General features: G+C 73.8%; 13 protein-coding genes. 4 read left to right on the top strand and 9 right to left on the bottom strand.

Annotated features, from left to right (window positions below):
- Window positions 1-14: 14 nt before the first annotated feature.
- A complete protein-coding gene (locus tag JEK78_RS14260; RefSeq protein WP_200259077.1) occupies window positions 15-1,454 on the bottom strand; it encodes a metallophosphoesterase in 1,440 nt (479 codons plus the stop codon).
- Between the two features lie 45 nt (window positions 1,455-1,499).
- Window positions 1,500-1,739 carry a hypothetical protein gene (locus JEK78_RS23395; protein WP_242483405.1) on the bottom strand — a complete coding sequence of 80 codons (240 nt, stop codon included), beginning with the start codon at window positions 1,737-1,739 and terminating at the stop codon, window positions 1,500-1,502.
- 172 nt (window positions 1,740-1,911) lie between these two features.
- Here JEK78_RS23395 and JEK78_RS14255 point away from each other — a divergent pair, with 172 nt between their 5' ends.
- Complete coding sequence (locus tag JEK78_RS14255; protein ID WP_347341187.1) at window positions 1,912-3,213, top strand: D-alanyl-D-alanine carboxypeptidase; 1,302 nt, start codon at window positions 1,912-1,914, stop codon at window positions 3,211-3,213.
- On the opposite strand, the gene JEK78_RS14250 is transcribed toward JEK78_RS14255, so the two are convergent.
- Complete coding sequence (locus tag JEK78_RS14250) at window positions 3,161-4,066, bottom strand: YihY/virulence factor BrkB family protein (protein WP_200259073.1); 906 nt, start codon at window positions 4,064-4,066, stop codon at window positions 3,161-3,163. The two genes, JEK78_RS14255 and JEK78_RS14250, sit on opposite strands and share 53 nt — an antisense overlap.
- 285 nt (window positions 4,067-4,351) lie before the next feature.
- Here JEK78_RS14250 and JEK78_RS14245 point away from each other — a divergent pair, with 285 nt between their 5' ends.
- The gene (locus JEK78_RS14245) at window positions 4,352-5,704 is read left to right on the top strand and encodes an FAD-binding oxidoreductase (RefSeq protein ID WP_200259071.1); all 1,353 of its coding nucleotides are present in this window, start codon (window positions 4,352-4,354) and stop codon (window positions 5,702-5,704) included.
- A gap of 8 nt (window positions 5,705-5,712) precedes the next feature.
- Window positions 5,713-6,468, top strand: a complete 756-nt coding sequence (locus JEK78_RS14240; RefSeq protein WP_200259068.1) for a decaprenylphospho-beta-D-erythro-pentofuranosid-2-ulose 2-reductase — start codon at window positions 5,713-5,715, stop codon at window positions 6,466-6,468.
- A gap of 110 nt (window positions 6,469-6,578) precedes the next feature.
- On the opposite strand, the gene JEK78_RS14235 is transcribed toward JEK78_RS14240, so the two are convergent.
- From JEK78_RS14235 to JEK78_RS14215, 5 genes are all read right to left on the bottom strand, one after another.
- A complete protein-coding gene (locus JEK78_RS14235; RefSeq protein ID WP_200259066.1) occupies window positions 6,579-6,767 on the bottom strand; it encodes a hypothetical protein in 189 nt (62 codons plus the stop codon).
- Between the two features lie 116 nt (window positions 6,768-6,883).
- Complete coding sequence (locus JEK78_RS14230; RefSeq protein ID WP_200259064.1) at window positions 6,884-7,462, bottom strand: 2'-5' RNA ligase family protein; 579 nt, start codon at window positions 7,460-7,462, stop codon at window positions 6,884-6,886.
- Between the two features lie 141 nt (window positions 7,463-7,603).
- Window positions 7,604-8,617, bottom strand: a complete 1,014-nt coding sequence (gene trpS, locus JEK78_RS14225) for a tryptophan--tRNA ligase (RefSeq protein ID WP_200259062.1) — start codon at window positions 8,615-8,617, stop codon at window positions 7,604-7,606.
- A gap of 55 nt (window positions 8,618-8,672) precedes the next feature.
- Window positions 8,673-10,127 carry a glycine hydroxymethyltransferase gene (locus tag JEK78_RS14220; protein WP_200259060.1) on the bottom strand — a complete coding sequence of 485 codons (1,455 nt, stop codon included), beginning with the start codon at window positions 10,125-10,127 and terminating at the stop codon, window positions 8,673-8,675.
- A gap of 297 nt (window positions 10,128-10,424) precedes the next feature.
- Entirely contained in the window at window positions 10,425-11,810 is a 1,386-nt protein-coding gene (locus JEK78_RS14215; RefSeq protein ID WP_200259058.1) for a PLP-dependent aminotransferase family protein, read from the bottom strand.
- An 89-nt stretch (window positions 11,811-11,899) separates the two neighbouring features.
- Here JEK78_RS14215 and JEK78_RS14210 point away from each other — a divergent pair, with 89 nt between their 5' ends.
- Window positions 11,900-12,403: a carboxymuconolactone decarboxylase family protein gene (locus JEK78_RS14210; protein WP_242483073.1), complete on the top strand. Its 504-nt coding sequence runs from the start codon at window positions 11,900-11,902 to the stop codon at window positions 12,401-12,403.
- Between the two features lie 163 nt (window positions 12,404-12,566).
- Here the strand turns inward: JEK78_RS14210 and JEK78_RS14205 are convergent, their stop codons facing one another.
- Window positions 12,567-13,553 carry an ABC transporter substrate-binding protein gene (locus tag JEK78_RS14205; RefSeq protein WP_200259055.1) on the bottom strand — a complete coding sequence of 329 codons (987 nt, stop codon included), beginning with the start codon at window positions 13,551-13,553 and terminating at the stop codon, window positions 12,567-12,569.
- Window positions 13,554-13,615 lie beyond the last annotated feature (62 nt).

Genomic DNA, 13,615 nt, shown 5'->3' with positions numbered 1-13,615 from the left:
CGCACGGCCACGCCTCAGGCCTGGAGGGACGCCAGCTCGATCACAGTGATGTCCGACGGGGCGCCCACCCGGGTCGGGGGCCCCCAGGCGCCGGCACCCCGGGTGACGTAGAGCTGGGTGTCGCCGTGGCGGTCCAGGCCGGCGAGCGTGGGGTTGGCGGCCCGCGCCGCCAGGTCGAAGGGCCAGAGCTGGCCGCCGTGGGTGTGCCCGGAGAGCTGGAGGTCGACGCCGTGCTCGGCGGCCTCCAGGACCTGGACCGGCTGGTGCGCCAGAAGGACACAGGTCCGGTCGCGGTCCCGGTCGCCCAAGGCGCGCGCGAAGTCGGGACCCTGGCCCTCGCTCTCGCCGGCCACGTCGTTGACGCCCGCGAGGTCGAAGTGGGGCAGCTCCACACGGTCGTTCTCCAACGGACGCAGGCCGAGCCCGCGCACCTGCGACACCCACTGGCCCGCGCCGGAGAAGTACTCGTGATTCCCGGTGACGAAGAACGCGCCCTGTCGGGCCCGGAGTCCGGCGAGCGGCGCGGCGGCCGGCCCGAGATCGGCCACGGAGCCGTCGACGAGGTCGCCGACGATCGCGATCAGGTCCGGCTGAGTGGCGTTGACCGTGTCGACGACCTTCCGGGCGAAGGCCCGCCCGAGCACCGGACCCAGGTGGACGTCGCTGACCACGGCGACACGGTAGCCGTGGGCCGCTCGCGGGAGTTTGGCCAGGGGGACCGTGACCCGCTTGACCCCGGGGCCGCGAAGCACACCGTACGTCCCGTGGGCGACCGTCCCGACGGCCGCCGCGGCGGCGGCGCCGGCGACCACTCGGGAGACGAAGAGCCGCCGCGAGGGGCCGGGGGTCGGGGGGTCCGCCGCGCCGGGGTCGAAGACCCCGGGGACGGCCTCCCGCCCCGAGGTGGCGGGGGTGTCGGCGGACGCCGCCTCCTCGGCGGGCACGGACGGCGCCGCGTCCGGGGTCTCCGAAGCCGGGGCGTCGCCGCCCTCGACATCCGGACGTCCCGCCGGGACCGTCCCGACGGGTATCGGCTCGGCGGGTATCGGCTCGGGCTCGGCGTTGGCGCGGGACACGACGCCCGGAGCGGGAGTGGGAACCGCCGCCCGGCGCCGCGACGTCCGCGCCGCGTCACGCCGCTCCAACAGACGGCGCAGCAGGGGACGGACCGCTTCGCCCACCGCCACGCCGATCAGCAGGTACAGCGCCAGGGGCAGCCAGAGGAAGCCGGGCCAGGCGAGCGCCCGCTGGAGGACGAAGGGCGCCCCGGCGCGTTCGGCGACGAGCGCGCCGACGGCCAGGACCCATCCGCCGACGATCAGGACGACCCCGGCCCGCCGCACCCACCCCGGCCCTCGCGTCGTGTCCCGGAACAACCGCCGCCACAGGTACCAACCACCGGCGGCCACGATCCCGACGAACGCCAGGACCACCAGCACGAAGACGACCACCATGCCGTCGATTCCCCTCAGTCGTGGTGTCCGCCGCCCCGGAGTCGGCTACGGCGTGCGACGCGCGGCACGCAGCCCGCGCAACCCGAGGACTCCGATGATCGTCCCCAGCAGCAGGGAGACCACGGCCAGGGTCAGGTGCACCCAGAAGTACGGGGTCGGCTCGCCGTCGTCGAACGCCAGCCCACTGCCGTCCGCGGCCAGATTCCTCACGAAAGAGACCCAGATGACCCAACTCCACACCCCGAAGGCGAGCAGGAACCAGGAGACGGGGCGGCTGAGCTTCACCAACACTGACCTTTCCTCGCACCGCCGCGGACCGACGGTGGGCCGGGGAGCCGGGGATCGGTCCCCCGACCGGCGCGGCAGGGTCCCAGTATCGCCGCCCGTCCGCCGGGCCGGGTCGCGGGGTGGGGAGGTGGTGCGAACGCCCTCGCGGGCGAGCGGTACGTTCTGCGTCGTGCCCGCTGCCGACAAACCCGCCCGGCGTACTCCGCCGGCGATCGCCGCCGCCCTGACCGCCGTCGCGTCACTGCTGCTGACGGCTCCCGGCGCCCACGCCGCGCCCACCCCCACGACCTCGCCGTCCCTCGCGCCGCCCCCCACGATGTCGACGGTGGGCGGGGACCGTCTGGGACGACCGGGCACCCAGGTGGAGCCGGCGCCGGGGACGCCCGCCCCTCCCGAGGACGTGACGGCCCGTTCCTGGATCGTCGCCGACGCCGAGTCGGGCGACGTCCTCGCCGCCCACAACGCGCACTGGCCCCTCGCGCCCGCCTCCACGCTCAAGATGCTGTTCGCCGACACGCTCCTGCCGAAGTTCCCCGCGACACTGGAACACCGGGTGACCTCCTCCGACCTGGAGGGCCTGGGACCCGGATCCAGTCTGGTCGGCGTCAAGGAGGACGAGACCTACACGGTGCGCGACCTCTGGCTCGGGGTCTTCCTGCGGTCGGGCAACGACGCGGTCCGGGTCCTGTCGTCGATGAACGAGGGAGGGGCGGCGGGCACCGTCGAGGACATGAACGCGCACGCCGAGGAACTCCGGGCCCTGGACACCCACGTGGTGAGCCCCGACGGCTACGACGCGCCGGAGCAGGTGTCCTCCGCCTACGACCTCACCCTCTTCGCCCGTTCGGGCCTGCAGAAGAAGGACTTCCGGGAGTACTGCTCCACGGTCCGTGCGCGGTTCCCCGGCGCCACGGAACGGGACGACAGCGGCGAGGAGACGCGGGGCTCCTTCGAGATACAGAACACCAACCGCCTGCTCTCCGGCGACTCGGACGTCGACGTCTACCAGGGCATCGCCGGAGTGAAGAACGGCAACACCTCCGAGGCGGGCGCCACCTTCACCGCCGTGGCCGAGCGGGCGGACCGAGTGCTCCTGGTCACGGTGATGCACCCGGAGAGCGGCGAGAACAACGGGGTCTACAAGGAGGCCGCCCGGCTCCTGGACTGGGGCTTCGAGGCGGCCGGAAGCGTCGAGCCGGTCGGCGAACTGGTCGCGCCCCGGGGCGCCGAGGCGCCGGAGGCGGAGGCCCCGGCGGCTCCGGGCGACCTCGGCGGCGCGGAGGGTACGGACGGGCCCGGGAGCGCCTCGGGGACCGCTCCGCCGGTCGTCGCGACGGCGGGCGGCGAGGGCGGCCTGGGCACGGCGCTGGCCGTCGCCGGCGGGGCCCTGGTGCTGCTCGCCGGGGGCGCCTTCCTCGTCAACCGCCGGTGGCCCCGGCCGGCGTCGGCGCGTCGCCGGATGCCCCGCTGAGCGGCGGGTCGTCGCCGTCGGTGGCGGTCCACGCGGCGCAGTACAGGACCAGCTTGCTGGTGAAATTGATCCACAACAGCAGCGCGATGGGCACTCCGAAGGCCCCGTACATGCTTCGCCCCGCCACCCCCTGCATGTAGCCGCTGAGCAGCAGCTTGAGCAGTTCGAAGCCGACCGCCCCGATCAGCCCCGCGACCAGCAGGCGGCGACGGGTCGGCTCGGCCCCGGGCAGCACGCCGAGCACGTAGAGCAACACCAGGAAGTCCGCGGCCACGGCCACGGCGAACGCGCCGACGTGCAGCAGGGCGCCCCCGAACGTGCCGTCCAGCCCGAGATGGCGGACGATCCAGCCGACCAGCGCAGAGGCCACGGTGGAGATGCCGATGGTGATCAGGACGGCGCCGCCGAGGCCGACCAGGACGCCGGCGTCCTTGGCCCGGTTCACCAAGGGGTTCCCCTCGGGGTCGGGCAGCTCCCAGACCGCGCGCAGGCAGCCCCGGGTGGCCTCGATCCACCCCATGCCCGTGACCAGCAGCAGGATTCCGGAGATCAGGCCGACCGTGCCGGCGTTCTGCACCAGGTCCTGGACGTTCAACTGGTCGGAGATGCCGGGCACCTGCTCGACGAGTTGGTCCTGGATCTCACGCTGCCGCTCCTCGCTGAGCGTGGCCGCGGTGATCGAGGCGGCCAGGGTCAACAGCGGGAAGAGCGCCACGAAGCTGGTGAAGGTCATGGCGGCGGCCAACCGGGACCACTTCACCCGGTCCAGGCGCGCGTAGGCGCGCCATGCGTGCGTCGTCGCCAGACGACCCACCCAGGGCCCCACGACGGGCAGTTTCCTCAGCCAGTCCATGCTCCGCCCCTGCCCGCTCCGGACCCGATCATGGCCCGCGCGCGGAGCCGATCATAGTGCTCCGGCCGACCCGCCCGGCCGCCGCTCGTCGACGCGCGGGGCGACGCGGCGGTCTCGCGGTCCACGCCCGTGAGGGACGACTGTTCCGGTCCGGACCGTCGGATCCGCGACGCAACTCCGCCGTCGCGCCCCGAAGCATCCGCGATCACCCGTTTCGGGGACGGAGAGGGGATTCCCGGATGTTCCGGGGCAAGGCACTCCGGCATCGACGATACGGTCACCGCCATGTCTCCCGACACCTCCGTCACCGTCACCGGGCGGGGCCGCACAGCGGCGAGCGCCACCCGACTGATCCGTCCCCGGACGTACGAGGAGGTCGCGACGGCGGTACGGGACCGCGGAGCCCGCGGCGGCATCGCCCGAGGCCTGGGCCGCGCCCGCGGGGACGCGGCGGGGAACGCCGGCGGGGCGGTCCTGGACATGACCGGGCTGGACCGCATCCACGCGATCGACGTGGAGGGCGGCACGGTGCTCTGCGACGCGGGGATCTCCCTGCGCCGGCTGACGGAGGTGCTGCTGCCGTTGGGCTGGTTCCCCCCGGTCGACCCGGGCGCCGGCCACGTGACCGTCGGCGGGGCCCTCGGCGTCGACGCGCACGGCGGGGACCACCACGTCTCCGGCTCCTTCTCCCGGCACGTGCCCGCGTTCGAACTACTCACCGCCGACGGCCGGGTCCGCTCGGTGCGCCCCGGCACCCCGCTGTTCGACGCCACCGCCGGCGGGATGGGGCTGACCGGGGTGATCCTGACCGCGACGCTCCGCCTCCGACCGGTGGAGACGGCCTGGATGACGGTGGACACCGAGCGCGCCGCCGACCTGGACGACCTGTTGGCCCGGCTCACCGCCCCCGAGCGGACCCGCGACTACTCCGTCGCCCGGATCGACCCGCTGGCCCGCGGCGCGGCGACCGGACGGGCGGTGATCACCCGTGGCGACCACGCCCCGCAGGACGCGCTGCCCGGGAGGGAGCGGCGCCGTCCCCTCCGGTCCGTGGCCCGGGGGGCGCGACTCGCGGCCTCCGTGCCCGGCGTCCCGGAGGGTCCGCTCGGCCGCGCCGGCGTCGCGCTGTCCCCCGCGCTCCGGTACCACTGCGCCCGCCGGGCGGGCCGACACCGGCTCCGGCGGCTCCCCGTCTTCTTCACCCCCCCGGACCGGAAGGTCCCGGGGGGCGGCGGGCGCGGGGGGCTCGTGCGGTACCGGTGCGTCGTCGGCCACGGCCGGGAGGACGCCCTCCGGCGGATCGTGCGCCGGGTCTCCGAGTACCGGTGTCCTTCCTTCCTCGCCACCCTGAGGCGATTCGGGGAGGCCGATTCCGGGTGGCTGTCCTTCCCGGCACCCGGGTGGACGCTGTCGCTGGACGCGCCGGCGAGCCTGCCCGGCCTCGCCGGGCTCCTCGACGCGCTGGACGACGAGGTCGCCGAGGCGGGCGGCCGGGTCGACCTCGCCGAGGACTCCCGACTGCGGCCCGAGTCGCTCGCCCGCATGTACCCGCGACTGGACGACTTCCGCGCCCTGCGCGCGGAACTGGACCCACGCGGGGTGTTCGTCTCCGACCTGTCCCGCCGACTCGCCCTGTAGGAGACCCCGTGAAGGACGCCTTCGGCCTGCCCCAGTCGCTGCTCGTCCTGGGCGGCACCTCCGAGATCGCCCTGGCGACGGCGCGCCGTCTGGTGGCCAGGCGGGCCCGCACCGTCTGGCTGGCGGGACGCGCGTCGCCGGGTCTGGAGAGGGCGGCGGAGGAGTTGCGCGGACTCGGCGCCGCCGTCCACACCGTCGAGTTCGACGCCCTCGACCCCGACTCGCACGAGGAGGCCCTCGGGAAGGTCTTCGCGGAGGGCGACGTCGACATGGTGGTGATGGCGTTCGGTGTCCTCGGCGACCAGGCCCACGACGAACGGGATCCCGTCGCGGCGGTACGGGTGGCGCGGACCAACTACACGGGAGCGGTGTCCTCGGGCCTGGTGTGCGCCGGGGCGCTTCAGGCCCAAGGGCACGGTTCCCTGGTGGTGCTGTCGTCGGTCGCGGGAGAGCGGGCGCGCCGGTCCGACTTCATCTACGGCTCCAGCAAGGCGGGCCTGGACGTCTTCGCCCAGGGGTTGGGCGACGCGCTCCAGGGCACCGGCGTCCACGTGATGGTGGTGCGGCCCGCGTTCGTACGGACCAGGATGACCGCCGGTCGGGCGCCGACCCCCTTCGCGACGACGCCGGAGTCGGTGGCGACGGCGGTGGAGCTGGGCCTGCGGCGGCGTTCGGAGACGGTGTGGGTGCCGGGGTCGCTGCGGTGGGTGATGGCGGCGCTGCGCCACCTGCCTCGGGCCGTCCACCGGCGTCTGCCGGGCTGACGCACGGGCAGCGCCTCGGCGGCCCTCGACCGGCTCCCGGGCGCGTCCGGGACGGGGTCGCGCCGCCGGTCTCGCCGGCGGCGCCCGTCGGCCTCGCGAGCCGACCTCCGTCAACTCCCCGCGTGGGCGTCCAGGACCATGGTGACGACGCCGACGACGCCGAGCGCACCCGCGCCCACCGCCCACGGGCAGGTGGCGACCGGGCCCGGAGTCAGGTCGGACCTGCCGTGGTCGCCTTCGCTCAGCCGGGTGCCGGCGAAGTCGGATGCCTTCCGGTCGATGTCGCCGCGAGTGGCCATGTCGGTCTCCTCTGGAACGGGGTCGGTGATGTGGCCCGATCGTCCCATTCGCGACGTGACGGGTCTGCCCTCCGAACGGCCCGAAGGGCGTCCCCCGTTCGGAGGACGCGGCCGGCTCAGTGGGCCGGCAGCGGGCCTCGACGCACCGCGCCGGCCTGCGGCGGGACCACTCCGGTGCCGAACGGGAAGTCCCGAAGCCGCCGCCAGACCCCGTCGGGACCCTGCTCGTAGAGGGCGAAGCCGCCGCACGTCCAGTGGGCCTCGTACCCGGCCAGCTCGGCGAAGGCCCGGTCCATCGCCGCCTCGTCGATGCCGTGCGCCACCGTCACGTGCGGGTGGTAGGGGAAGCGCAGCTCTTGGGCGAGCGGCCCGGAGGCGTCCCGGACGAGCTGCTGGGTGCGGGCGCACGCCTCGGCGCCCTCCACCACGCGGACGAACACCACCGGCGAGAGCGGCCGGAAGGTCCCGGTGCCGGAGAGCCGCATCGGGAAGGGGCGCCCGGCACCGGCCACCTCGGCCAGGTGGGCGTGGACCAGGGGCAGGGCGCGGACGTCGATCTCGGTCGGCGGCAGCAGGGTGACGTGCGTGGGGATGCCGAGTGCCGCGGTGTCCCCGAAACCAGCGCGGAGCCGTTGGAGTCGGCCGCCGTGTGGTTCCGGGACCGCGATCGAGACACCGATGGTTACGGTCCCCACGTCGTCTCCCGTCGTCGGGGTGGCGCCCGCCCCTGCGGCGGGCACGAGTGGCCGATCGGCCGCCCGGGTACCGACTGTACGACCACGGCCGGGCGGCGGGCAGGCGCGAACGGAGTGATGTACGGCGCTTCAGGGTGCCGTTCAGTGCTTGGCGGGCAGGAATCCCACCCGCTCGTACGCCTGCGCGAGCGTCTCCGCGGCCACGGCCCGGGCCTTCTCGGCCCCCTTGGCCAGGATCGAGTCCAGCGTCTCGGGGTCGTCGAGATGGCTTCGGGTCCGCTCGCGGAACGGCGTGGCGAAGTCGACGACGATCTCGGCGAGGTCCGACTTGAGCGCCCCGTAGCCGCGTCCGGCGTACCGCTCCTCCAGCTCGGCGACGCCGGCGCCGGTGAGCGTGGCGTGGATGGCCAGCAGGTTGCTGACGCCCGGCTTGTTCTCCGGGTCGTAACGGATCACCGTGTCGGTGTCGGTGACGGCGCTCTTGATCTTCTTCGCGGTCGCCTTGGGATCGTCGAGGAGGTTGATCAGACCCTTCGGCGTGGACGCCGACTTGCTCATCTTGGTCGACGGCTCCTGCAGGTCGTAGATCTTCGCCGTCTCCCGCAGGATGTGGGCCGCCGGCACGGTGAAGGTCTCGCCGAAGCGGCCGTTGAAGCGCTCGGCGAGGTCGCGGGTCAGCTCGATGTGCTGCCGCTGGTCCTCGCCGACCGGGACTGCGTCGGCCTGGTACAGCAGGATGTCCGCGACCTGGAGGATCGGGTAGGTGAGAAGACCGACCGAGGCGCGGTCCGCCCCCTGCCGCGCGGACTTGTCCTTGAACTGGGTCATCCGGGCGGCCTCCCCGAAACCGGTGAGGCAGTTCATCACCCAGGCCAGCTGGGCGTGTTCGGCCACGTGGCTCTGGACGAAGAGCGTGCAGCGCTCGGGGTCGACCCCGGCCGCCAGGAGTTGGGCGGCGGCCAGACGGGTGTTGGCGCTCAACTCCCCCGGTTTCTGGGGCACGGTGATCGCGTGCATGTCGACGATCATGTAGAACGCGTCGTGGGTGTCCTGCAGGGCCACCCACTGGCGGACGGCTCCCAGGTAGTTGCCGAGGTGGAACGAGCCGGCGGTGGGCTGGATTCCGGAGAGCACGCGGGGTCGGTCAGTGGCCATGCCGACCATTGTCTCAGGTACCTCGCGCGGCTCGTTCCACCGGAGGGCCGCCCGCTCAGCCCAGGTCGATCTCCGGGTAGAGCGGGAAGCCCGCTACCAGGTCGGCCGCGCGGGAGGAGATCTCGTCGGAGATCTTGACGTCCAGCCGGTGCGCGGCCTTGGAGGGGGCGCCGGACTTGGTGGTGCCGGGCTCGGTACCGGTCAGCACGCGATCGATCAGGCCGGCGACCTCGTCCATCTCCGCCGTGCCCAGGCCCCGGGTGGTGAGCGCCGGGGTGCCGAGCCGGATGCCCGAGGTGTACCAGGCGCCGTTCGGGTCCGCGGGGATGGCATTGCGGTTGGTCACGATGCCCGAGTCCAGGAGCGCCGCCTCCGCCTGCCGGCCGGTGAGCCCGTAGGACGCGGCGACGTCGACCAGGTTCAGGTGGTTGTCGCTGCCGCCGGTGACCAGGCTGGCCCCGCGACGGATCAGGCCCTCGGCGAGGGCGCGGGAGTTGTCGACGACCCGCCGGGCGTAGTCCCGGAAGGACGGCTGCCGGGCCTCGGCCAGGGCGACCGCCTTGGCCGCCATGACGTGCGGGAGCGGACCGCCGAGGACCATCGGGCAGCCCCGGTCGACCTGGTCCCGCAGGGAGTCGTCGCAGAGGACCATGCCGCCGCGCGGACCCCGGAGCGACTTGTGCGTGGTCGTCGTCACGATCTGCGCGTGCGGCACCGGGTCGAAGTCGCCGGTCAGGACCTTGCCCGCGACGAGCCCGGCGAAGTGCGCCATGTCGACCATCAGGGTCGCGCCGACCTCGTCGGCGATCTCCCGCACCCGGCGGAAGTCCACCAGACGCGGATAGGCGGAGTAGCCCGCGACGATGACCAGGGGGCGGAACTCGCGGGCCTGGGCCCGCAGGGCGTCGTAGTCGAGGAGTCCGGTCACGGGGTCGGTGCCGTACGAGCGCTGGTCGAACATCTTGCCCGAGATGTTCGGGCGGAAGCCGTGCGTCAGGTGGCCGCCGGCGTCCAGGGACATGCCGAGCATCCGCTGGTCGCCGAGGGACCGGCGCAGCTCGGACCAGTCCGCCTCGGACAGGTCGTTGACCTGGCGGACCCCCGTCCGCCGCAGGAACGGGCTCTCCACCCGGTCGGCGAGGACGGCCCAGAAGGCGACGAGATTGGCGTCGATGCCCGAGTGCGGCTGCGCATAGGCGTGCCGGGCGCCGAACAGCTCCCGGGCGTGCTCCGCCGCGAGGGACTCGACGGTGTCGACGTTGCGGCAGCCGGCGTAGAAGCGGCGGCCGACGGTCCCCTCGGCGTACTTGTCGCTGAACCAGTTCCCCATGGCGAGGAGGGTGGCGGGGGAGGCGTAGTTCTCCGAGGCGATCAGCTTGAGGGTCTCCCGCTGGTCGGCCACCTCGGCGCCGATGGCGTCGGCGACCCGCGGCTCGACGGATCGGATCACGTCGAGGGCGGCGCGGTAGGCGGTCGACTCCCGGGAGAGGGACGCGGACGGGTTGGGCATGGGGACCTCCGGACGTGGCGGCGGCGTACTCGGTTCGGCCCAGGCGCACGGCACGGTGTCCGCCCCCGGTGGGTCACGGGGCGGGGGCCGCTCCCCGATGGTCGGTCCCATCCCAGCACGCCAGTCACGGCCCTCCGCCAGGGTACCGGGCCGCCCCCGCGCGCCGACCCGCCGTCCACCATCCGGGCGACGCCACGGCGGCCGGGGAACACCACCCCGCCGACGGACGGGGCGGCGGAGGCCGCCCGGCCCGCGTCGACGCCGCCGGTGGTGCGGCATGCCCCGCCGCCGGAGCCTCTAAGGCAGACAGCGGCGGAGGGCGTCCAGCGCCCCCGCCCAGGCGTGGTCGGGCGGCGCGCCGTAGCCGACGACCACCGCGTCCACCTCCTCGGTGTCCGCTTCCGGATGGCGGAAGGCGGCGAGGCCGAAGAGGGCCAGCCGCTGCCAGGCCGCCGCCCGCATCACCGACTCCTCCCCTCCCGGCGGGAGCCGTAGCACGGCGTGCAGCCCCGCGGCCACCCCCGTCACCCGAACCCCCGGCGCATCGGCGGCGACGGCCACCAGGGCGTCCCGGCGTCGCCGGTAGCGGGCCCGCGACGCCCGGACGTGCCGGTCGTGGTCGCCGGAGGCGAGGAACTCGGCGAAGGTCAGCTGGTCCAGCACCCCCCGGTCGTCGAAGCGCCCCTTGGCCGCCGCGATCTCCGCGGCGAGGTCGGGCGGCGAGACCGTCCAGGACAGCCGCAATCCGGGGGCCAGGGACTTGCTGGAGGTGCCGAGGTAGACGGTGCGCTCCGGAGCGAGGCCCTGCAGTGCGCCGATCGGCCGACGGTCGTAGCGGAACTCCCCGTCGTAGTCGTCCTCCAGGACCAGCCCGCCGGTGCGTCGTGCCCACTCGACGACGGCGGTCCGCCGCTCCGGGCTCAGCGGCGGGCCCATCGGGAACTGGTGGGCGGGGGTGAGCAGCACAGCCCCCACGCCCTCGGGCGGAGCGCCCGGGTCGGTCCCCCGCGCGTCGAAGGGGAGGGGCACGGTGCGCAGTCCCGCCCGCTCCAGCAGCTCCCGGTGGTCGGAGAAGCCGTAGGACTCCACGCCGACCGCGCGCACCCCCCGGGCCCGGAGCACCGTGCCCAGCAACCGCAGCGCCTGCCCGAAGCCGCCGCAGACCACCACCCGCCCCGGGTCGGCGCGCACCCCTCGGACCCGCGCGAGGTAGTCGGCGAGCGCCGCGCGCAGCTCGGGCCGTCCGGCCGGATCACCGTGCCCGAAGGCGTCGTTGGGGGCGACGGCGAGGGCCCGGCGGGCCGCGCTCAGCCACGCGGAGCGGGGGAAGGCCGAGACGTCGGGCGTCCCGGGTCGAAGGTCGTGTGCGGGCCGGGCGGGGCGACGCACCGGGCGGGGAGCGGTGTCGTCCGGGGCCACCGGGCGGGCGGCCACCCGGGTGCCCGAGCCCTGCCGTGCGGTGAGCCAGCCCTCGGCCACCAGATCGGCGTAGGCCTCGGCGACGGTGTTGCGGGCCACGCCGAGGTCGGCGGCGAGGGCCCGGGAGGACGGCAGACGGGTGCCCGGGGCCAGCCGCCCCGTACGGGCCGCCTCGCGCAGGGCACGGGCGAGGCCGCGACGCAGGCCGGGCCCGATCGGCTCCAGGTGCAGATCGATCCCCGAAGTGGCCCGGTTTCTCGGCATGGAAGTGCACCCTATCCCCGGGGCCGCCCGGGTCCACGATGAGTGTCCGCCCTCTCGCGGGAGAGGGAACGCACAGGAGAGGCGACACCTTGACGACCCACACCGACGAGAACGCGGCCCACGCCCCCGAGCCCCCGGTCCGGCTGGACTGGGCGCGGCACGCCCCGGACGTGTACCAGGCGATGGTCCGGCTCGACGGCGCCGCCCGCAAGGGCCTGGACCCGACGCTGTACGAGCTGGTGAAGATCCGTGCCTCACAGCTGAACCGTTGCGCCTTCTGCGTCGACATGCACACCAAGGACGCCCTCGCCGCGGGCGAGAGCATCGAGCGGATCACGCAGCTGAGCGCCTGGGCGGAGTCCCCGCACTTCTACACGCCGAAGGAGTCGGCGGCGCTCGGGCTGACGGAGGCCGTGACGCTGCTCACCGAGGGGTTCGTGCCCGACGAGGTGTACGAGACGGCGGCCCGGCACTTCGAGGAGGCCGAACTGGCCCGGCTGATCTCCCTGATCGCGGTGATCAACGCATGGAACAGGTTCGGCGTGACGTGCCGGATGACACCCGGTCACTACCGGCCGGGGAAACGTCCCTGACGTTTCGGAGACCGGGGGCGTCCCGGCCTCGATCGGTCCCACGGGGGTGGGCCGTTCGTCGCCGGGGCCGGCCTCGGCCCCGTCCGGCGGCCGAGGCGACCGCCCGGTGACGGTTCCGTCGGCGGAACCGTCACCGGGCGGTGTCAGGGCCTTGGGCGGGTGCTCAGGGCAGCCACTTCTTCCAGACGTCCTCGTTGGCCTCGACCCACTTCTGGGCGGCGGCGTCGGAGCTCATCTTCTCGTCCGCGATCATCGCGGCGACCTCGTTCTGCTGGTCGGCGGTCCAGGAGAAGTTCTTCAGGAACGTGGCCGCGTCGCTGTCGCTCTCGGCGAAGTCGGCGTTGAAGTACTTCTGCAGCGGGGTCTGGGCGTAGCCGCAGTCCACCTTGTCCGGGTCGGAGTCACAACCCTCCTCCCACTCGGGCAGCTTCACCTCGACCAGGTCGATCTGGGCGTTCAGCCACTGCGGGGTCCACCAGTAGGTGATGAAGGGCTTCTCGGCCTTGTAGTCCTCCTTCATCTGGGTGATCTGGGCCGCCTCGGAGCCGGCGTAGACCGTCTTGAAGTCCAGGCCCAGGTTCTCGATGATCGCGTCGTCGTTGGTGGTGTACGACGGCGAGCCCTCCAGCAGCTGGCCCTTGTCCCCGCTCTCGGCGGTCTTGAAGAGGTCCTTGTACTTGTCGAGGTTCTCCCAGTCCGTGATGTCCGGGTGCTCGTCCGCGAGGTACTTCGGCACGAACCAGCCGATGTGACCGACCACTCCGAGGTCGCCGCCGGCGACGACGGACTTCTTGTCCTCGACGTACAGCTCGACCTTCTTCGGCGCGCCGCCCCAGTCCTCCAGGATGGCGTCGGCCTTGCCGCTGTTGAGCGCGTCGAAGCCGACCGACTCGTCGAGCTGGGTGAGCTTGGTCTCGGTGTCCAGCTCGTTCTCCAGGATGTACTTCGCCACGGCGGCGTTGGCCTCCGCGCCCACCCAGGAGGGCACCACGATGGTGACCGAGTCGGAGGAGTCACTCGCCGACGAGGAACCGGTGTCGGCCGCGCCGCAGGCGCTGAGGCCGGTGACGCCGAGGACGACGGCGGCGGCGGTCGTGGCGCGGACGAGGTGCTTCCTGCCTCTGGAGGTCCGGAGGTTCTTGGGGTTCATGTGCGCGTCTCTCGTTTCGTGTGGGCGGGTTTCCCGGCCGGGCCGGGTGGGACGGGTGACGC

The sequence above is a fragment of the Streptomyces sp. HSG2 genome, assembly GCF_016598575.1.
Taxonomy (GTDB): Bacteria; Actinomycetota; Actinomycetes; order Streptomycetales; family Streptomycetaceae; genus Streptomyces.
The sequence above is the reverse complement of the archived record's forward strand: the minus strand, read 5'-3'. Positions and strand labels throughout refer to the sequence as shown.